The organism is Streptomyces sp. V4I2 (assembly GCF_030817655.1).
GTDB lineage: Bacteria > Actinomycetota > Actinomycetes > Streptomycetales > Streptomycetaceae > Streptomyces > Streptomyces plumbiresistens.
This window is the reverse complement of sequence record NZ_JAUSZM010000003.1, coordinates 61,862-80,969: the sequence shown is the minus strand read 5'-3', so window position 1 is coordinate 80,969 and position 19,108 is coordinate 61,862. Positions and strand designations below refer to the sequence as shown.

General features: G+C 70.9%; 17 protein-coding genes. 14 read left to right on the top strand and 3 right to left on the bottom strand.

Annotation, left to right across the window (positions count from 1 at the left end; translation table 11 throughout):
* Nucleotides 1-437 precede the first annotated feature (437 nt).
* On the bottom strand, nucleotides 438-1,406 hold the full coding sequence (locus QFZ76_RS01095) for a Twin-arginine translocation pathway signal (RefSeq protein WP_307671909.1): 969 nt from the start codon (nucleotides 1,404-1,406) through the stop codon (nucleotides 438-440).
* A gap of 18 nt (nucleotides 1,407-1,424) precedes the next feature.
* Entirely contained in the window at nucleotides 1,425-2,741 is a 1,317-nt protein-coding gene (locus tag QFZ76_RS01090; RefSeq protein ID WP_307671908.1) for an XRE family transcriptional regulator, read from the bottom strand.
* A gap of 209 nt (nucleotides 2,742-2,950) precedes the next feature.
* On the opposite strand from QFZ76_RS01090, the gene QFZ76_RS01085 reads away from it, so the two are divergent.
* The 11 genes from QFZ76_RS01085 to QFZ76_RS01035 all read left to right on the top strand — a co-directional run bounded on the left by QFZ76_RS01085 (nucleotide 2,951) and on the right by QFZ76_RS01035 (nucleotide 13,878).
* Nucleotides 2,951-4,282 (top strand): nucleotide sugar dehydrogenase, encoded by a 1,332-nt coding sequence (locus tag QFZ76_RS01085; protein ID WP_307679888.1) that lies wholly within the window; start codon nucleotides 2,951-2,953, stop codon nucleotides 4,280-4,282.
* Nucleotides 4,279-5,268 (top strand): NAD-dependent epimerase/dehydratase family protein, encoded by a 990-nt coding sequence (locus QFZ76_RS01080; RefSeq protein ID WP_307671907.1) that lies wholly within the window; start codon nucleotides 4,279-4,281, stop codon nucleotides 5,266-5,268. The genes QFZ76_RS01085 and QFZ76_RS01080 overlap by 4 nt, the downstream gene beginning before the upstream one ends.
* Nucleotides 5,265-6,011: a polysaccharide deacetylase family protein gene (locus QFZ76_RS01075; RefSeq protein WP_307671906.1), complete on the top strand. Its 747-nt coding sequence runs from the start codon at nucleotides 5,265-5,267 to the stop codon at nucleotides 6,009-6,011. Before QFZ76_RS01080 ends, QFZ76_RS01075 begins: the two co-directional genes overlap by 4 nt.
* A complete protein-coding gene (locus QFZ76_RS01070; RefSeq protein ID WP_307671905.1) occupies nucleotides 6,008-7,240 on the top strand; it encodes a glycosyltransferase family protein in 1,233 nt (410 codons plus the stop codon). The genes QFZ76_RS01075 and QFZ76_RS01070 overlap by 4 nt, the downstream gene beginning before the upstream one ends.
* Entirely contained in the window at nucleotides 7,237-8,418 is a 1,182-nt protein-coding gene (locus QFZ76_RS01065) for an N-acetylglucosamine-6-phosphate deacetylase (RefSeq protein ID WP_307671904.1), read from the top strand. The genes QFZ76_RS01070 and QFZ76_RS01065 overlap by 4 nt, the downstream gene beginning before the upstream one ends.
* A complete protein-coding gene (locus QFZ76_RS01060) occupies nucleotides 8,415-9,521 on the top strand; it encodes a Gfo/Idh/MocA family protein (protein ID WP_307671903.1) in 1,107 nt (368 codons plus the stop codon). Before QFZ76_RS01065 ends, QFZ76_RS01060 begins: the two co-directional genes overlap by 4 nt.
* Complete coding sequence (locus tag QFZ76_RS01055; protein WP_307671902.1) at nucleotides 9,518-10,267, top strand: 5-deoxy-glucuronate isomerase; 750 nt, start codon at nucleotides 9,518-9,520, stop codon at nucleotides 10,265-10,267. Before QFZ76_RS01060 ends, QFZ76_RS01055 begins: the two co-directional genes overlap by 4 nt.
* Before the next feature lie 44 nt (nucleotides 10,268-10,311).
* Nucleotides 10,312-11,094 (top strand): SDR family oxidoreductase, encoded by a 783-nt coding sequence (locus QFZ76_RS01050; protein ID WP_307671901.1) that lies wholly within the window; start codon nucleotides 10,312-10,314, stop codon nucleotides 11,092-11,094.
* A 65-nt stretch (nucleotides 11,095-11,159) separates the two neighbouring features.
* A complete protein-coding gene (locus QFZ76_RS01045; RefSeq protein ID WP_307671900.1) occupies nucleotides 11,160-12,335 on the top strand; it encodes a glycosyltransferase in 1,176 nt (391 codons plus the stop codon).
* A 302-nt stretch (nucleotides 12,336-12,637) separates the two neighbouring features.
* Complete coding sequence (locus QFZ76_RS01040) at nucleotides 12,638-13,684, top strand: phosphotransferase enzyme family protein (protein ID WP_307671899.1); 1,047 nt, start codon at nucleotides 12,638-12,640, stop codon at nucleotides 13,682-13,684.
* A 50-nt stretch (nucleotides 13,685-13,734) separates the two neighbouring features.
* Nucleotides 13,735-13,878 carry a hypothetical protein gene (locus tag QFZ76_RS01035; protein ID WP_307671898.1) on the top strand — a complete coding sequence of 48 codons (144 nt, stop codon included), beginning with the start codon at nucleotides 13,735-13,737 and terminating at the stop codon, nucleotides 13,876-13,878.
* Between the two features lie 215 nt (nucleotides 13,879-14,093).
* Here QFZ76_RS01035 and QFZ76_RS01030 read toward each other — a convergent pair whose 3' ends face one another.
* On the bottom strand, nucleotides 14,094-14,990 hold the full coding sequence (locus tag QFZ76_RS01030; protein ID WP_307671897.1) for a Ku protein: 897 nt from the start codon (nucleotides 14,988-14,990) through the stop codon (nucleotides 14,094-14,096).
* A gap of 273 nt (nucleotides 14,991-15,263) precedes the next feature.
* On the opposite strand from QFZ76_RS01030, the gene QFZ76_RS01025 reads away from it, so the two are divergent.
* From QFZ76_RS01025 to QFZ76_RS01015, 3 genes are read left to right on the top strand one after another with little or no spacing between them, the layout of a single operon-like run.
* Complete coding sequence (locus QFZ76_RS01025) at nucleotides 15,264-15,932, top strand: TnsA-like heteromeric transposase endonuclease subunit (RefSeq protein ID WP_307671896.1); 669 nt, start codon at nucleotides 15,264-15,266, stop codon at nucleotides 15,930-15,932.
* Entirely contained in the window at nucleotides 15,929-18,043 is a 2,115-nt protein-coding gene (locus QFZ76_RS01020) for a helix-turn-helix domain-containing protein (RefSeq protein ID WP_307671895.1), read from the top strand. The genes QFZ76_RS01025 and QFZ76_RS01020 overlap by 4 nt, the downstream gene beginning before the upstream one ends.
* Nucleotides 18,040-19,011: a TniB family NTP-binding protein gene (locus QFZ76_RS01015; RefSeq protein ID WP_307671894.1), complete on the top strand. Its 972-nt coding sequence runs from the start codon at nucleotides 18,040-18,042 to the stop codon at nucleotides 19,009-19,011. Before QFZ76_RS01020 ends, QFZ76_RS01015 begins: the two co-directional genes overlap by 4 nt.
* Nucleotides 19,012-19,108 lie beyond the last annotated feature (97 nt).

Below are 19,108 nucleotides of genomic sequence, written 5' to 3'. Positions count from 1 at the left end.
CCGAGCCGGCGGCATACGCGAGGACCGCAGGATCCAAAGGCTTCCCGCACGTCACGCTACGGACAGTGATCTGGAATTCGTCCAGCTGACTGGTGTCCTCAAAGGCAATCCTGACCTTGAACGGCTCGCCCTTCCGAGGCGTACCGAGCACCTGGGCGCCGGGGGGTGCACCCACCGTGGCACCACTGCTCGCGACCTTGGATGGCGCCCGCCTCGTGCTGTCCGGTGCGCTGTTCGCGCCGCTCTCGGAGCAGGCCGACAGCGCCGCGAGGACCACGGCCGCGCCGACAGCCAGCAAGGATCGTTCACGAGAGCTCATGCGAATGTCCCTTTTGCCACGACGATGGGGGCCGTTCACATGCTGATCTGCTTCGCCCGCACCCGCGCGGTAGACGAGTGCGTCTGGAGCAACCCGGGCGGCGAGGGCCGCAGGGCCGTCACGCGGATGCGGCGCCGGATGCGTCCACGGGGGGCGGCAGGGTGCGCAGGCGTTCTCGTAGATCGGCCACGTACTCGGCGGGGCGGGCGGCGAGCAGGCCCTCCAGGCGGTCGAGCCGGGTGCGGGAGGTGGCGCGCAAGCGGCTCGGCGGCACCCGGTCGAGGACGTCCAGGGCGCGTTGAGCCGCGTCGGACGGTTCGTCGGAGGCCTCGGCTTGGGCGAGGACCAGGGTGGCGGCGGCCCATCCGGGGGTGCCGGTGGTGCAGGCGGCCGCGGAGGCCTCGGCGCGGGCGCGGGCCTCTTCGGTGCGGCCCAGAGTGAGGTGCGCCTCGGCTTGGTGCAGGGCAAGTTCCGGCTCGTCGAAGCCGAAACGCCCCGGGGCCTGTCCGACCGGATCGGCCTCGAGTTCGCTCAGCGCCACGTCGAGGGCGGCGGCCGCCTCCCGGTCGCGGCCCTGCTGGGCGAGGGTGGGCAGCAGCGCCCAGGCGTGGAGTTGGGCACGGACCAGGCCGGCGGGGGCCGCGGCCGCGCCGCGCTCGGCGTACGTGTACGCGGCGGTCAGGTTGCCGGTGTGGCGGGCCACCATGCTCTGCGCCCCGTACGCCCACGCCACCAGCGCTGTGTCACCGCACCGGTTCGCGTAGGAGACGGCGGTGCCCAGGTGGATGCGTGCGCCGGTCGGATCGTTGAGGTGGAAGGCCAGGTTGCCCAGCAGTCCCGACAACCGGCCGAGCTGACGGTGCAGTTCGGTGCCGTCCGTGCCGGCGGGGAGCACCCCGGCCAGCAGGGTGCGGGCCGCGCGGACCTCCCGGAACAGCACCGGGACGGGGTGCTTGCTGTAGTTCAGGTGGTAGTGGTCGGCGGCGGCTTCGGCGAGTTCGTCGACCAGCGGGCTGCCCTCCGGCTCCGCCAGAAGCGCGAGCTGGAGGGACTCTCTGACCGAGGGGAGCCCCGCATCGGTGGTCATCGGATCCGCCCCTTCCTGCTATGCGGCAGCGAGTTGGAGGAGTTGTGGAACGCCCTGGGCGTCCTGGTAGTGCTGGAAGCGGGGGAGAAGGTCGTCGACAAGCTGCACGCAGCGGGGTGCTCCGATGCGACGTGCCAGGAGCAGGGATTTGGTGGCGGCGGCCGCGGCGGGCTCGGGTTCCTTCAGGTCGAGGTAGCTCGCGGCGCGGTAGGCGAGGAACACACCGCGGGTCTTGTCGCGGGCCGGGGGCAGCAGGCCTTCGCCTTCGGTAATCAGCTGGTGAGCGCGGCCGATGTCGCCGAGGTCAAGGAGGGCCTGGCCGGAGTCCACGGCGAGATCGGCTTCGGATACCCAGGCGCACCAGGCGGGCCGGTCGGCGCCGGCGTCGCCCAGGTGTTTCTCCGCCGCGGCAAGAGCGCGCAGCACGGCGCGTCGTTCGCTCCGGTCGCCCTGTGCGGCGAGGGTGCGGGCGAGGCGTAGCTGGAGCAGGCAGCGGGCGGCGGGGTTCTGGGCGCGGGTCAGGGCGTAGTTGAGGATGCTTGCCGCGGTGGTGTGGTCGCTGCGCCAGGCTGCCTGGTAGGCGAGGTCGCCCAGGAGGCCGGCGCCCAGGTCGTGGTCCCCGGCTGCGTGGGCGTTGTGCAGGCCGGCGATCCAGTTCTGGCTGGCGTGGGTGTGGCGGCCCAGGTCGAAGCGGTGCCAGGCGACGGTCTGGGACAGGGAGGCTGCCAGGGTGTGCAGGCGCAGCCCGAGGGCGGGCGTGTAGCGGCCGTGTGCGAGCAGTTCGGTCACCGTGGACAGGTGGGCATCGAGCAGCGTGGCGGTGTGCTGTCGCTGCTCGGTGGCGTGACTGGCGAGTTGTTGGGTGGTGTTCTCCAGGAAGGCGACGAAGTCCTCGCCGATTGGTTTGCCGTCGCGGGCCTGGGCGAGCGCGCTCGTAGGGCCGGCGGCCCAGTCCGCGGCCAGCGCGGACAGGGTGGCGCCGGAGATCGTGAAGAAGGTGCGGCGGTCCATCGCTGTTCGCAGGGCCTCTCTCAGGGCGGGCACGGAGCTGTGGGGTCCGAGCGGGACCACGCCGTCGGCGGTGAGCGGCAGCCAGTTCGGCCAGTCGTCGGCGCGGACGATGTCCGCGGGCCAGCCGAGCGCTTCGGCGATGTAGATCTGCGATTCCTCGTTGGGTTTGACGCCGCGTTGCCATTTACGCACTCGCGCCTCGTCCGTGCCTGAGCGCAGACCACGCCGGGCGGCCGCGGCACGGATACCGGAGACGAGCTCCTCCATCGTCATGCCGAGCGCGAGGCGCGCCACAACCAGGGGGTGACGGGTGGTCTCTTCCACACCTCCATCCAATCACTCAGCGCACAGGACCGGTGACTCCTTCGCGGAAGCGGGACCCCTGCGGGACCCCCTCCAACTGGTCGACGACATCGAACAGTTGAGCCCATTCTCGTTCCGTCGCGGTACGTCGAGAGGCCGTGCGCATCCCCCTTTTTCTCGATCGTGAGGAGAACCTGATGGTCCGTGCGTCCTTACCCGCAGCAACGCTCATGCAGAACGCGGCCGGGGCAGTTGTGCAGGAGGCCGGCGGTTCCGCTGCCGTGTGTTCCCTGCGGGTCCTCGTGGTCGGGCAGGGCTACGTGGGGCTGCCGCTGGCGGTACGCGCCGCTGAGGTGGGCCACCGCGTGGTGGGTTTCGACACCAGCGCGCAGCGGGCTGAGTCTTTGGCGTGCGGCAGTTCACCGGTCGAGGACGTCACCGCGGCACAGCTGGGGCCACTTCTGCGTGACGGCACCTACCACCCCACCGCGTCACCGGACGACGCAGCGGGGTTCGACGTGGCCGTGATCGCGGTGCCGACGCCGCTGCGGGAGGGCGTCCCCGACCTGTCGTACGTGCTCGCGGCTGGCCGGACCGTCGGCCGCTACCTACGGGAGGGGGCGCTGGTGGTGCTGGAGTCCACCAGTTACCCCGGCACCACCCGAGACGTGCTGGGCGCGGTACTGGAGGAGGTCTCCGGGCTGCGGATGGGCAGCCAGTTCGCCCTGGGGTTCAGCCCGGAACGGATCGACCCGGGCAACCGGCTGTGGACTCTCGCGACGACCCCGAAGATCGTGAGCGGTATCGACGCCGTGTCGCTGGAACGCACCGCCGCCTTCTACAGCGGCCTGGTCGAGTGCGTCGTCCCGATGGCCCGGTGCGAGGAGGCCGAACTCGCGAAGCTGTTGGAGAACACGTTCAGGGCCGTGAACATTGCGCTGGTCAACGAGCTGGACGAGGTGGCCCGCGACATCGGCCTGGACCTGCGCGCGGCGCTTCAGGGCGCCGCGACGAAACCGTTCGGCTTCATGCGCTTCGACCCCGGCCCCGGCATCGGCGGTCACTGCCTGCCGATCGACCCGGTGTACCTGTCGTGGTGGGCGGCTCAGGCACGAGGCCGGGGCTCCCGCCTGATCGACCTCGCCCAGCAGATCAACGATGCCCGCCCCGCCTACGTGGTGAACCGGGTGGACGAGCACCTCGCCACTCGGGGCCGGCCGCTGGACGGCGCGAGGGTGCTGTTGCTGGGCCTGGCCTACAAGCCCGGCAGCAGCGACCTGCGCGAGTCCCCAGCGCTTGAGGTGGCCCACCTGCTGGCGGCCCGCGGCGCGCGCGTCAGCGCGGCAGACCCCTTCGTCAACCCGGCCGCCACCACGGCGGTGCTCGAGGGCATACGACTGGTCTTCGCGAGCGACGACGAACTGGCCGCTGCGGACGCCGTGGTGGTGCTGACCGACCACGAGGTCTTCGACTACGACCGCGTAGTCGCCCGTTCCCCCTTCGTGCTGGACTGCCGGGGCCGCCTGGCGGACCGGCCCGCCGCCACCGTGGAGCAGTTGTGAGTGGCGGGCTGCGGGTCACCGTCACCGGCGGCGCCGGGTTCATCGGGTCGAACCTAATCTCGTGGCTGCTGCGCCATCGGGCGATCGGCCGGATCACCGTCGTGGACGACCTGTCCACCGGCAGCACGAGCCTGCTGGGCGGCGATCTGGCGGACGTCGACTTCCGGCGGGGGAGCGTTCTCGACGAAGGCCTCCTCGATGCGGCGGTGGCCGGCGCGGACGCGGTGGTGCATCTGGCCGCGCTGCCTTCCGTACCCCGCTCGGTGGCCGACCCCGTGACCACCCACCACGTGAACGCGACCGGCACGCTGCAGGTCCTGGAGGCCGCCCGCCGCGCCGACGGGCCGCTGGTGGTAGCGGCTTCCTCGTCGTCGGTCTACGGCGCCCAGCCGGTCCTGCCCAAGGTCGAGACCAGCCGGGCGATGCCGCTCAGCCCCTACGCGGTATCGAAGCTGGCGACGGAGGCGTACCTCGGCGCCTACCACGCCTGCTACAGGATGCCCGTGTTGCCGCTGACGTTCTTCAACGTCTACGGCCCCCGGCAGCGGGCCGGTCACCCGTACGCGGCCGTCGTCCCGGTCTGGATCGACGCCGCCCTGTCCGGCCAGCCCGTCACCGTCCACGGTGACGGCACCCAGACCCGCGATCTGACGTGCGTGGACACGGTGTGCGAGGTGATCACGACAGCGATAACCGGCCGGGTGGTCTCCCAGTGGCCGGTCAACCTGGCGCTGGGCACCCGGACCTCGCTGATGGACCTGGCCGGTCTGTTGGGCGAGATACTCGGCACCGGGCTGCGGGTCGAGCACGGCCCGCCCCGGCCCGGCGACGTGGCCCACTCCCAGGCCGATCCCGCCCGGCTGCTCGAACTGTTCCCCAAGACGCGCGCGGTTCCACTGCGCGAGGGCCTGGAACGCACGGTCGCCTGGCACCGGCAGACGCGCTCCGGCACCCGCTCGTACACCGATGCCGGGGGCAGCCGGTGAACATCCTGATGTACCACTTGGTGCAGGACCTGCCCGGCCCGATGGCCGTGCCTCCCAGGCACTTCCGGCAGCAGATGGAGTTGCTGGCCGGCGGCCCGTACACGGTGGTCACCGAGGACGACCTGCACGCGATGCTCGCCAAAGGTGTGCCCCTGCCGGCGAACGCCGTGCTGATCACGTTCGACGACGGCTACGCCAACACCACCGCCACCGCTCTGCCGGTGCTGGAACGGCTCGGCCTGCCCGCTCTGTTGGCGGTGTGCGGCGGCTACCTCGGCGCCGAGCGGCCCCGCCACGTACCGCATCCGGTGCAGGAGATGGCGGACCTCGACCAGATCCAGCTGTGGGCGGCGTCCGGTCGGGCCGTGGCCGCTCACAGCTACACCCACCGCAAGCTGACCGGGCTCAGCGATCGGGCGCTGGCCTGGCAGACGGCCGGCGACCACGAAGTCCTCACCGATCTCCTGGCCCGCCCGCCGCGCACGTTCGCCTACCCGTACGGCGCGTACGACGCCCGCGTACAGCGGGCCGTCGCCGAGCTGTATCCGCTGGCGCTGGCCACCGACGATCACCACCGCCCTGACCTGCGCCACCCGTACGCGCTGTCCCGCATCCAGGTCGATCCCGGCTGGAGCCTGGACGCCTTCCGTGCGGCCCTGGACAGCCGCACCGACCCCGCCGCCGCGCAGCGCGCCGCCCGCGCGGCCGACGCCCGCACCCCGCCGGAGGAGGCCCGCCGATGACGAACACCGGCGCCCGCACCATCGCCCTGTACTGGCACAACGGCCGTTCCCTCGGGCACACCTCCCGCACCGCGAAGGTCGCCCAGTACCTGCTGCGCTCACCGCAGCCGTACTCGATCGCGGGGATCACCGGCGCCTACCGAGGCCTGGACCTCCTCCCGCCGGAGGTGGACGTCATCAAGATCCCCTCCTTCGCCAACTTCGACGACCCCGACGGGTGGAACCTCCGCGCGCGCCTGGCCATGGACGCCGAAACCCTCCACCAGGCCCGAACGGACCTCATCACGGCTTTCCTCGGTCACTACCGGCCCGAGGTGCTGATGAGCGACCACATCCCCCGCGGCACGGACGACGAACTCGTGCCCGCGCTGGAGGCCCGCTACGCGACGCACGCTGTCCTCAGCCTGCGCGGGATCCTCCTCAGCAAGGAGAAGACGGCACGGAAGTACTTCGGGATGCACGGGCGCGGACCGTGGCTCTTGGACCACTACTGCCAGTTCAACGTCCACACCCACCCCGAGGTATTCGACCTCGCCGACTACTACGACATCCCGCCGGAAGCCGCCGGCCGGCTGCACTACACCGGTTACCTCGCCGAGCCGTACACCCTGCCCCATGACCAGGCCCGGGCGCAGATCGGTGTCGGCGGCGACGAGCGGCTGATCGTCGCCGCGATGGGCGGCGGCCAGGGTGCCGGGGACATCTGGCGGGCCCTGGCGACCGCGCTGCGCGAGCGCCGCACCATGTTCGACCGGGCCTTGCTGGTCACCGGCCCCTACCTGGAACCCGCGGACCAGCGCGCCCTGGCGCAACTGTGGGAGGACGACCCCTTCGTGGAGATCCGGACGTACGAGCCGGACCTGCTGCCGTGGATGCGGGCCTGCGACGTATTCGTCGGCGCGGCCGGGTCGAACATGCTGGGGGAGGTGCTGGCCACCGGGGCCAACGCGATCGCCATCCCCCGGCAGGTCAGGGAGAGCGAACAGCTGGTCCACGCCCGGCGCCTGGACGAGCTGGGCCTGGTGCGGAAGGTCGACCTCCCGGACGCACTCGGCGGCGCGCTCACCGGCACGCTGGCCGCAGCCCTCACCGAGCCGCTGTCCCCGGACGGCACCCGCTACCTGTGGGACGGCGGAGCCTACGACCGGCATCTGCCCGGCGGCCCTGGCGGCACCGCCTGCGCCTGCACCACGACCCCGGCCACCACCGCTGGGGGAGGACACGCGTGAGCGGCACGGGTTGTGCGGTCGTGCACTGCGGCACGGTGGTCCATCCCGCGCCCGGGCGCGGGGACGGCGGGGAGGTGGTGATCTGCAGGGGCGTCGTGAGCCGCGCCTGCCCCCACGATCCGGTACCGGTCGACGCCGACGGGCTGCTGGTCGCCCCCGGCCTGGTCGACATCCACGTCCACGGCGCCGCCGGCCACGACCTGACCGAGCCCAACCCCGCCGCCTGGCAAAGCGTCCTCGACACCCATCTGTCCGCCGGCACGACCACCGTGCTCGCCACCCTGGCGAGCACGTCCCCAGAACGGACGGCCGCCGCACTGGCCACCGCCGCCGCCCTGATCTCTCACGGGCACGCCCCGACACTCGCCGGAGTCCACCTCGAAGGCCCGTGCCTGGCCCCCGAGCAGCGCGGCGCACACGACCCCGCCCACCTGCGGACGCCCCGGCAGCTGCTGGCGGAGCTGACACCGCTGCCGCCAGCCCTGCGCATGGTGACCCTCGCTCCCGAACTGCCGGGCGCCAACGAACTGATCACCCATCTGGTCGGCGGGGGAGTACGGGTGTCCGCCGGGCACAGCGCCGCCACCGGCGAGGACCTGGCCGAGGCCCGCTGGCTCGGTCTCAGCCACCTCGCGCACCTGTGGAGCGGCCAGTCCACGCTGACCCGCCCCGCCCTGCACCGGGCCCCCGGCCTGCTGGAGTACTCGCTCGCCTCCGACGAGATGAGCGCCGAGGTCATCGCGGACGGCCACCACCTGCCCGCCGCCCTGCTGACCATCGCCCTGCGCTGCCTGGGACCCGATCGGCTGTGCCTGGTCTCCGACGCCACCGCCGGGATGGGACTCGCCCCCGGCACCACCTTCCGCACCGGGGCCAGCCGCGGTCGCGTCCACGACGGCTACGCCGCCACCACCGACCACACCAGCCTGTGCGGCGGCGTCACCCCGCTCGCGGCGGGCGCGGCCCGCATGCGGGAACTGACCGCCGCCCCGGTCGAGGACGTGCTGACGATGGCGACCGCCACCCCGGCCCGTACGGCAGGCCTGTACCCGCGCAAGGGCAGCCTGCTGCCGGGTGCGGACGGCGACGTCGTCCTGTTCAGTCCCGACTTGGGGGTGCGGGCGGTCATCCTCGGAGGACGCCTACTCAGCTCCTCCGGCGCGGAGCGTGTCCGGTGACGGGGCAGCTGCGGGTGGTGCTGATCGGAGCCGGCACGCGGACACGGAAGGTCTACGGCCCCTGGCTGTCCGGCCTGCCGCCCCACCAGGACCAGCCGGTGAGGCCGCTGGCCGTGGTGGACACCGATGTCCGGGCCGCCCGCGAGGTGGCCGCCGCACTGCCGGACGCGGCGCCCGCCCGCCCGCAGGACCTGGACCGCATCCTTAAGGCCGACCGGCCCGATCTGGTGATCGTCGCGACCCCCGACGCATCCCACCGCGACTACGCAGAGCAGGCCCTCGCCTCGGGTATTGCGACGCTGGTGGAGAAGCCGCTGGCGACCACCGCCGAGGACGCCTTCGCCCTCGTTCACGCCGACGCGGCCTCTCCCGGACGGCTGCTGGTGGGCCACAACCTCCGCTTCACCAACCTCCACCGCGAGGTCCACGCCCTCCTGGCCGACGGCCACATCGGCAGTGTGACCAGCGCGGACTTCCACTACACGCTCAGCCCCTCGCACACCCGCAGCTACTACACCCGCTGGCACCGCAGACGCGCCGGCTCCGGCGGCCTGGAAGTCACCAAAGCCTCCCACCACCTCGACCTGCTGGCCTGGTGGCTGGGCGCCCAGCCGTCCGCGGTCACCGCCGAACTCGAGCGCCGCCACTACCTCTCCGGCACCGCCGGCATCCCGGCCGACGCCGACATCCACGACAGCCTGAACGCCCGGATCGAATACACCTCTGGCGCCACCGCCCGCTACACGCTGACCCCCAACGCCCCCACCGAGGGCTACACGTGCACCCTCACCGGCACAGCAGGAGCCTGCACGGTCCGCTACGACGCCCGCTCCGGACCCCACACCGTGCACCTGCACCCCGTATCCGGCGGCGGCACGCGCCGACAGGTGGCCCGGGAGGACGGAACCCACGCGGGCGCGGACCGGCGGATGCTCGCCGCCCTGACCCACGCACTCCACCAACCACCCGGCGCCCCCGCGCAGTTCGCCACCCCCGCCGAGGCGGCGCTCGCCGTCGCCACCGGCACCGCCATGTACGACTCCAGCCGCCAGGGCCGCCGCCTGCCGGTGCCCCAGCCCCACACACTCGGAGAGCCACGATGACCCCAGCCACCGTCCGTACCCCCAACGGCCTGGACCTGACCCACCACCGCCTCACCCCGGGCGCCCGCCTCGAACTGGACACCCGCCCCGAGCAGGAGAGCGCGCTGATCCTGCTCCGCGGACGGCTCACCGCCGCACTGGCCGACGGCGACCACGTCGCCGAACGCGCCGACCCCTTCACCGCGCCGGCGGCGGGCTGGTACGTGCCGCCCGGCACGACCGTCACCGCAACAGTCGGCCCCGACGGCGCAGACGCAGTCGAGGTGCACGCCCCGGTCACCGGGCCACTGCCCGAAGCCGGAGAGGTCACCGAGATCACCGCGCCCGAGCAGGAGGTCCGCGGCCACGGATCGTTCGAACGGCACGTCACCACCCTGCTGACACCGCCGCGCACGTCCGGGCTGCTGCTCGGCGAAACCCTCGCCCTCGACGGCCGCTGGTCCACCTACCCGCCCCACCGCCACCAGCACAGCAACCCGCCCCACGAGACCGCGCTCCAAGAGGCGTTCGCCTTCCGGGTCCGCCCCGACACCGGCTTCGGCGTCCTGCTCACGTACGACGACAGCGTCCGCGACGCTCACCCCACGGTGATCACCGACACGTCCCTGGCCACCGTCCCCTGCGGCTACCACACCATCGCCGCCGCCGGCGGCCACGACCTCTACTACCTGTGGGCCGCGCACGGGACCACCGACACGCACCTGGCCCTGCACACCGACCCGGCCCACGCCTGGCTCCTGGCCTGATCCGTACGCCTGCTCCATCCACCTGCGATGAAGGGAAAACACCCGTGAGCACACCGTCCCTCAGCAACCCCTCCCCGCGAGGTTTCGCCGTCGTCACCGGCGCCAGCGTCGGTATCGGCCGGGCGAGCGCCGAGGCCCTGGAGAAGGCCGGATACACGGTCATCGCCGCCTCCCGCCGTCTGACCACCGCGCCATCGGCGGCCACCGGCATCACCACCCACAAACTCGACGTCACCGACGCCGACTCAGTGGCCACCCTGGAGCGCACCGTCACCGAACACCCCGTCCCGCTGACGCTGCTGGTGAACAACGCCGGCATCCCCACCCACGCCGCCACCATCGCCGACAGCGACATCGCCGACTGGCGCGGCACCTACGAGACCAACGTCGTCGGCGTCGTCCAGATGACCCAGGCCCTGCTGCCCCCCCTGATCCGCAACCGCGGCGACGTCCAGTTCATCGGCTCCACGGTCGGCCGCGTCGGCTACGAGCGCGGAGCCGCCTACGCCGCCAGCAAGTTCGGGCTGACCGCCCTCGTACAGACCCTGCGCCTGGAGCTGAACGGCCAGCCCGTGCGGGTCACGGAGATCGCGCCAGGCATGATGCGCGGCGACGAGGCCGGCGGCGAGTTCATGCGCACCCGGTTCAACAACGACGAGCAGGCGATCGCCGCCGTCTACCAGGGCGTCGAACACCCGCTCACCCCCGAGGACATCGCCGAGTGCGTGGTGTGGTGCGCCACCCGCCCCAAGCACGTCGACATCGACCTGATGGAGCTCCGGCCCCTGGCCCAGGCCGCCCAGCACAAGGTGCACCGCACGAGCTGACCCCTCTGCCAGGCCGGGACTCACCGGGTCCCGGCCCGGCCCACCCCGATATCAGGGAGACCCCCATGTCCTCTGCACAGCCCTGCGCCACCCGCGTGGTGATGATCCTGCGGCACTTCACCGTGGGCGGCCTCGAACGCGTTCTGCTCTCCCACATCCGCATCCTGCTGGACGCCGGACACCAGGTCACCATCTGCGTCCTGGACCCCGGCCGCGACAACGCGCTCGTCACCGAACTCCCCTCACCAGCCCGGCTCGTGATAGCCCCCCGCGCCCGCCTGGCCCGCATCGCCTTCCTCGCCCGCCTGGTCCGCGGAACCACGGTCCTGCTCCAGTTCGGCGACGGCCGCCTGTACCCCTCCATTCGCCCAGCCCTGCGTACAGCGCGCACCGTCGTCCGCTTCTGCCACTCCGACTACTCCCACCTGCGCACGAGGGCGAAGAACCGCCTGGACCGGATCCTGGCGCGCTCGGAGGACAGCATCGTCGCCGTCGGCGGCCGTTCCACCCGCTTCCTCCTGGACGACGTCGGCGTCCCGGCCAGCAAGGTCACCACACTGACCAACGCCACCGAGCCCCGCACCACCGTTGCGCCCCCGCCCTGGGACTGGGCACGCGACCCCTACTACGTCGCCGTCCAGAGCCTGTACCCCCACAAGGGCCACGACGCCCTTCTGCGCGCCTTCGCCCACGTCGTCGACCACACCCACGAGCCCGTCCGCCTCGTCATCATCGGCGATGGAGACCAGACGATCCCCCTGCGCCAGCTCGCCGACCGCCTCGGCATCACCGAACACGTCGTCTGGCTCGGCGCCGTATGGCACAAGGACCTCGTGGACAGCGTCCTGGCCGGTGCGCGGGCCTTCGTGTCAATGTCGCGCTTCGAAGGCGTGCCGATCTCCATCCTGGAGGCTCGCCAGCACGGCCTGCCCCTGGTGCTCACCGACATTCCCGGCCACCGCGACGGCGCCGGCACCTCCCCGGCCGTCCTCGTGCCGGTGGACGACACCAAGGCGTTCGCCCAGCACATCCTCGCCCTGCTCCGCGCCCCCCGCCCCCACCGGCCCGACAGCACCGCTCTCCAAAGCGCATGGGAGTGCTACGCCCGGGAGTTCCTCAACATCGTCGTACCCGCACTCCGCACCGGCCCGCCCATGCACCAACCGGCATCCGAAACCGGAGCTCTCCTCCAGCGCACCTCGCGGCACCAAGCACCAGGAGGCATGAGCCGGCCGGAATGACCGCCTCCTCCTGATAGCGTCGTAATCACTCCACATCCCCGCCCCGCGGCCGCCAAGCGCCCAGGGCGAGCACCAGTGGGACAGCTGCCGCGCCGGCTTCCTCGCCATCGCCGCCGCCTGCAACTCCCCCTGCACGGAAGCCCAGCAGAACACCACGTACGCCTTATCACCAGCGCAATCGATCCTCCGCCCGACGGTCGCGCCAAAGCGGTCACCAGAAACGGTGCATTGCCGCGCCAAACCGACCATCCCCCGGCCGGCCCTCGCTACGCTCTCGCCCACTCCGACCACCAAGGAAGCCCGTGACGTCGTTTTCCCGACTTCCCCACGCCACACAACTGGACCGGCTCGAAGAACACACCCGGGCCGCGCTGACCCAGCACTACGGACTCGACGGGGCCGCCGCACGGATGGAGGTCCAGCAGTACGAGGACAACGCCGTCTGGCGCGTCACCCCGCCAGGCCAAAAGTCCTACGTCGCCCGCCTGTCCGTCCGCGACGGCCGCCCCGCCCACCAGCAGCGCAGCGAGATGCGATGGCTGGAGAGCCTGGCCGCGTCCCGCACCGTCGCCGTCCCCGAGCCCGTCACCACCACCGGCGGCCACTACGTGGTCCCGCTCGAGGTCCCCGGCCACGACGAGCCGTCCACCCTCGCCCTGTTGCACTGGCTCCCCGGCACAGCAGAGCCCCCCTACCGCCAGCCCGGCGTGGCGGAACAGATGGGCAGCACGACCGCCTACCTACACGAGCACGCCGCGACGGTGCCGCTGCCAGAGTTCGACCGGCCAGTCTGGGACGCGGAGACGATCCTCCTCAAGGGACACGCCCTCACCGATCCAGCCGCCCGGGAACAGTTGGGCGCCGAAGGCACCGATGCGCTCCGGAAAGTCGCCGAGTCGATCACCCCGGCACTCCACGAGGGAGGGCCGGAGGACCGCGGGCGTATCCATGGTGACCTGCACCGCGAGAACATGATCGCGCTGCCCGGCGGCGGCATCGGCGTCATCGACTTCGATGACTGCGGTACCGGCCACTACCTGCTCGACATTGCCACCGTGCTCTCGTCCGTCCACCGGATCGCGCGGAAGGAACCAGGCGCATACCAGAAGTTCGCTCGCGACTACCTGGCCGGCTACACCCAGGTGCGGCCTCTGCCAGCAGATTTCGCCCGCCTCCTGGAGCCCTACCTGCTGCTGCGCGACGTCTTCATCCTCAACTTCGTCACCACCGCGGCACCGGTCAACGCCGGTGTCGCCTCGTGGGGGCCAGCCCGAATCGCCGGCATCGTGGCGCACATGCAGGCGTACGTAGAGGGAGACTCCTACCCAGGTGCCTTCGCTCCCACGTAGGTCTGGCGACGAAATGCAGCCGAGCCCCGGTGGCGGGATGAACCGATGCAATGCGGTTTCCCGAGGTGACGGAATGCGCCGAGCAGGGGCAGCAGGCTGGTGGAGGAAAACCGCGTCAGGCCGGGCCCGGCGCCATCCGCACCGCCTTCGCCGACCTCCTGCCCGAGCACACGGCCGTCCTGCGTCTCCTCTGACCACAGTCGGGTGGCGAGGCGGCGACACCACCCGATTGGCGCAGTGTGGCTACCGGGCAACAGGGCACTGGGAGGTGCAGCCCCGGCGTGTTCTTCCTGCTGCGCCCGGGCTGCGAAGGGAGTGTGCCGCAGCTATCCCCGAGTCGGCTGCGGCACACTTCCTTTGTCCGCTCGGTACGAACTGGTCGTAGCCGTGGCGGACCACGACCAGGCCCTCAGGCGCTACGCGATCGGCGCCCAGACGTCTTCTTCGCAGCGGACTTCTTAGCCGGTTTCTTCGCCGCCTTCGCCGAGGTCTTCTTCGGCATCTCGCGGACGTCTGCACCCTCACCCCGCGAGGCCTTGGCCTTGTTCACGGACTCCGTCAGAGCGGCCATCAGGTCGAGGACCTTGCCCGACTTCTCGGGCTCCGGCGCTTCTGGAAGGGGCTTTTCCTCCCGCTTCGCTTCGATGATCTTGGCCATGGCGTCGGTGTAGGTGTCCTCGAAATCCGGGCCCTGCAGGTCCTCGCGGCTCATCGACTCCATCAGAGCAAGCGCGCCTTCGATCTCCTCCTCGGAGACCTCCGTCGGTGGCGGCAGCAATTCAGCAGGGTCACGGATCTCGTCCGGCCAGCGCATCGCGTGTAGGACGATCACGTCGTCGCGCACCCGCAGCAAGCCCAGCCGCTCCCGCCCACTCCACGCGTACTTCGCCACGGCCACCTTCGACGACCGCCCCAACGCCTGCACCAGCAGCTTGTACGGTTTCGCCGCCACCTGCCCGTCCGGCGCCAGGTAGTAGCCCTCACCGATCTGGATCGGGTCGATGCTGTCCAACGGCACGAACGCCTCGATCTCGATGGCCTTCGCCGTCGGCAACGGCAGCTCCCGCAGCTCCGCATCCGAGATCGGGACGACTTGGTCCTTGGCGTACTCGTAGCCCTTGCCGATCTCCGACTGGGCGACCTCCCGGTCCTCCAGCTCGCACACCTTCCGCACCCGCACCCGCCCCATGTCCTCCAGGTGGTACTGGTGGAACTGGATGCTGTGGTCCTCGGTGGCACTCGCCACGCGGATCGGGACCGTGACCAGGCCGAAGCTGATGGCGCCTGACCAGATGGTTCGGGGCATGGCTGACCTCCGCGACAGCCCCGAGCACCTCCAGTTGTGGGTTCTCAAAACCGGCGCCATATTCTCAGCGTCGAAAGCACAGTGAGGCCACATGCGGTGACTCACTGAGAATCGCTGGTCAGAGCACTCACTCGTTCGGGTGATGCGGATCGGTTCTGCCTGTGTGATCTGCAAGGGCTGGGATCGTGTGCTGCGCAGGTACTTCCGAGCTGGGGGTGCGTCGTGGACGGTCCCGCCGTAGATGTCAGCGTTCGTTTTCCCGACTGCGAGCCCGTGGAGAACCTGCCGTGGACAACAGTGTCCGTCGACCGGCTGATGTCGGCGACTCCGTGGCGGACGTTCCGGTGGCACAGAGGGCAGAAGCACTACTCCGGCAGCTACTGGTCAGCCACCATGCGTCGGCCGGTGATCTACGAGTCGCGGCTGGAGCTGGCCAGGCTCCTCTTCGCCGATTTCGACCCCCACGTACACGGGATCGTGGCCCAGCCGTTCCTGATGAAGACGGTGGCGGGGGCCAAGGCCCGAAGCCACATCCCGGACTATCTGCTGATCACCGACCAGGGGCCGGTGGTCGTGGATGTCAAGCCGCACCGGCTGCTGACCGGGCCGGAGGTTGCGTTCACCTTCGAATGGACCCGGCGGGCGGTGGAGTCCCGGGGCTGGCGGTACGAGGTCTGGAGCGAACCGCCAGAAGCCGAGCTGGAGAACATCCGCTTCCTCGCCGGCTTCCGCCGCAGCTGGCTCTTTGCGCCCAATCTGCTCGACGATCTGCGCCTGGCTGACCTCGACGGATTACCGCTGGGCACCGCGGCGGGGCAGTTGCCCCGATGGCCGGAGCCTCGTGTCCGTGCTGCTCTCCACCACCTGTTGTGGACTCATGAATTGCGAGTTGACCTCGGCGAACCACTGGCCACCTCGCGGCTGTTGCGGCGGACAGCGTGAGTGGGGCCGGGGCTCGGATGGGGGTCGGAACTCGATTCCGCTACGACGGCGAGAGCGTCGAGGTGGTGGAGATGGCCGCGACCGCAGCAGGCAACGAGGTGGTTCTCAAGGACGGACGCGGACGGCTTCTGCGCTTGTCGTTGAAGGAACTCCTGTTCTCTGACCGGGCCGTCCTGATCACCGATCAGCCCGGGCCTTCGGCTGATGATGACCAGGAGATCGCCTCGGTGGTGCTGGACCGGCTGCAGGAGGGCGAACGAAGGCAAGTCCTCGAACGAGCCGGGCATGTCCGCGAGCTGCTGACGGGTTTCCGTTCGGGGAGTCCTGAGCTGGCAGGCGACGGCGAACCTCGTGGTGTCTACGCGCCTGGCGGGCCGCTGGAACCCAAGTACACGGCCAAGGCCCAGGAACTGGGTGTCCATGTCCGTACCGTCAAGCAGTGGGTGGCCGACTTCCGGCGGCACGGCGAAGCCGGTCTGGCAGCCAAGAAGAAGCAGTCCAGCGGGCCGGCGGCAAGGGCCGATGAACGCTGGGTGGAAACGGCCATGGAAGTGATGGCCGAGCACATCGGCCAGTCGACGCCCACACGCAAGATCGTGATCGAGCGCACCCGCGCACGCGTGATCGCCCGCCACGGCCCCGGTTGCGTTCGCCTCCCGAGCCAGGCAACGGCCTACCGCATCTTGTCGGAGCTGGAGCGGCAGCATCCTCTGTTCCGGCTGAGTGCGAAACGGAACCGGGACATCGCCGACCGGCCCGAGGGCCCGCACGGGAAGCTGCGGCCGACGCGGCCGGGTGAGTACGTGCTGATGGACACCACCCGGCTGGATGTGTTCGCGTTCGACCCGCTGACCCTGCGGTGGGTGCAGGCCGAGCTGACGGTGGCGATGGACTGGTACACCCGGTGCATAACCGGCCTGCGGGTGACGCCGGTGTCCACGAAGGCGGTCGATGCGAGCGCGGTGCTGTTCCAGTGCTTCCGGCCGCGGCCTGCGGGCCGGGACTGGCCCCGGGGTGCGCTGTGGCCCGAACACGGTATTCCGCGCACAGTCCTGGTCGACGTCCAAGGGGCGACGGGGCCGGGACTCGCGTCGCCGCCGATGGTGCCCGAGACACTGGTGGTCGATCACGGCAAGGTCTACGTATCGGAGCATCTGACCAGCGTGTGCCGCCGGATGGGCATCTCCCTCCAGCCGGCCCGGCTGCGTACGGGCCGGGACAAGGGGCCGGTGGAGCGGTTCTTCCGCACCGTGCGCGAGGGCCTGCTGGAGGCGCTGCCCGGCTACAAGGGCCCCGACATCCACTCCCGCGGTGACCATCCCGAAGGCGAAGCGTTCTTCTTCCTCGACGAGCTGGAGGCGATCATCAGGGAATGGGTCGCGGTGGCCTACCACTGCCGCCCGCACGCCTCTCTGGTCGATCCGGGGGTGCCCGGGCTGCGGATGTCACCGGCGGCGATGTTCGAGCACGGGATGGCACGCGCCGGGTACATCGAGGTGCCCCGGGACCCGCATCTCGCCTTCGAGTTCCTGGCGACGAAGTGGCGCACGGTGCAGCACTACGGGATCGAGATCGATCGCCGCCGCTACCAGGGGCCCGGTCTGCCCGCCCCCGGCATCCGCAGCCCGCACGACGGGCCAGGGAAGAACAGCTGGCCGTTTCAGGCCGACCCGGACGACATCACCCGGATCTACTTCCGCGACCCCGCCACCCGCGCCTGGCACACCCTGGTGTGGGAACACGCGCCAGCGATGCGGATGCCGTTGAGCGAGGACGCCCTGGTCTTCGCCCGGAAACTCGCCGCGGCCAAGCACCGCTACCCCGACGACCGGCTCGCCGTCGCGGGCCTGCTGGAACGGTGGAATCTGGGGCTGGGCACCACGCTCGCCGAGCGGCGCATGGCCCTGCGCCTGTCCCGCGAACAGGCCAGCCTCGACCTGCCCTCCACCGAAGAGCCGTCCTCCCTGCCGTCCGTGCGCCGCGCTCTGGGCCACGACCGTGCCACGGAGGTGGAACCCGAAGTGTGGGAGGACGTGGAAGGCGGGGACGACGACGAGGCGGACGACCTGGACGACGACGGCTTCTACGCGGACGCGCTGGAGGACGTGTGAACGCCCCCGCGCCCGGGATGGATCCGGGGAATCTGGCGCTGTCGCGCAAGGAGGACTTCAGGGCGTTCGTCCACACCCCCCGCCGCCTCCAACCCCGTGTGCTGAGCCGCGCGGAGCTGAAGGCCCTGCCAGCCGCCGAGCGGAGCGCCTACAACCGGGAACGCCGCAGGTGGCACGCCAATCTCGGGCCGATCCGCACCCCTCAACTGGCCGCGCTGCACGAGGACTTGTGGGACATCGTCGACAGTAACGTGCAGGACGGCGACAAGGCCAAGGGGGCGGTGGCGGTGGACGCCTTCCCCGGACTGGGCAAGACCACCGCAGTCCTCGCCTTCGCGAGGGAGTTCCACCGCCGGGAGATCGCCGAACAGGGCGAGTTCACCGACCGGGGACATGAGCGGTGGCCGGTGTGCCGCGTGGGGTTGACCGGGAACACCGGCATGAAGGACCTCAACCGGGCCATGCTGGAGTTCTTCGGCCACCCCGGACGGGCCACTTCCACGGCCGCCCAGCTCGGACTGCAGGCTCTGGACTGTGTGCTGTCCTGTGAGGTCCGCCTGCTGATCCTGGATGACCTGCACTTCCTGAAGTGGCGCCGCACCAGCGGCATCGAGGTCAGCAACCACCTCAAGTGGATCGCCAACGAGTTCCCCGTCACCCTCCTGAAGGTCGGCGTGGGACTCGCGGACAAGGGCCTGTTCAGCGAGGGCGAGACTCCCGCCGAGACAGTTCTGGCCCAGACCGCGCGGCGCACCACCCGCCTGGACATGCCGCCCTTCACCATCGACACCGAAGCGGGCCGTCGCCACTGGCGGCAGCTGCTCCTGGCCCTGGAACAGCGCATCGTGCTGGCCGACAGCTTTCCCGGCATGCTCGCCGACGACCTGTCCGACTACCTCTTCGCCCGCAGCACCGGGCACATCGGCTCCCTGATGACGCTGGTCAACCGCGGCTGCCAGCGCGCCTAGCGCACCGGCACCGAACGCCTCACCCACGACCTCCTCGACCAGGTCAAGAACGACGCCGCCGCCGAACAGGCCCGCCAGGAACTCACCTACGCCCTGC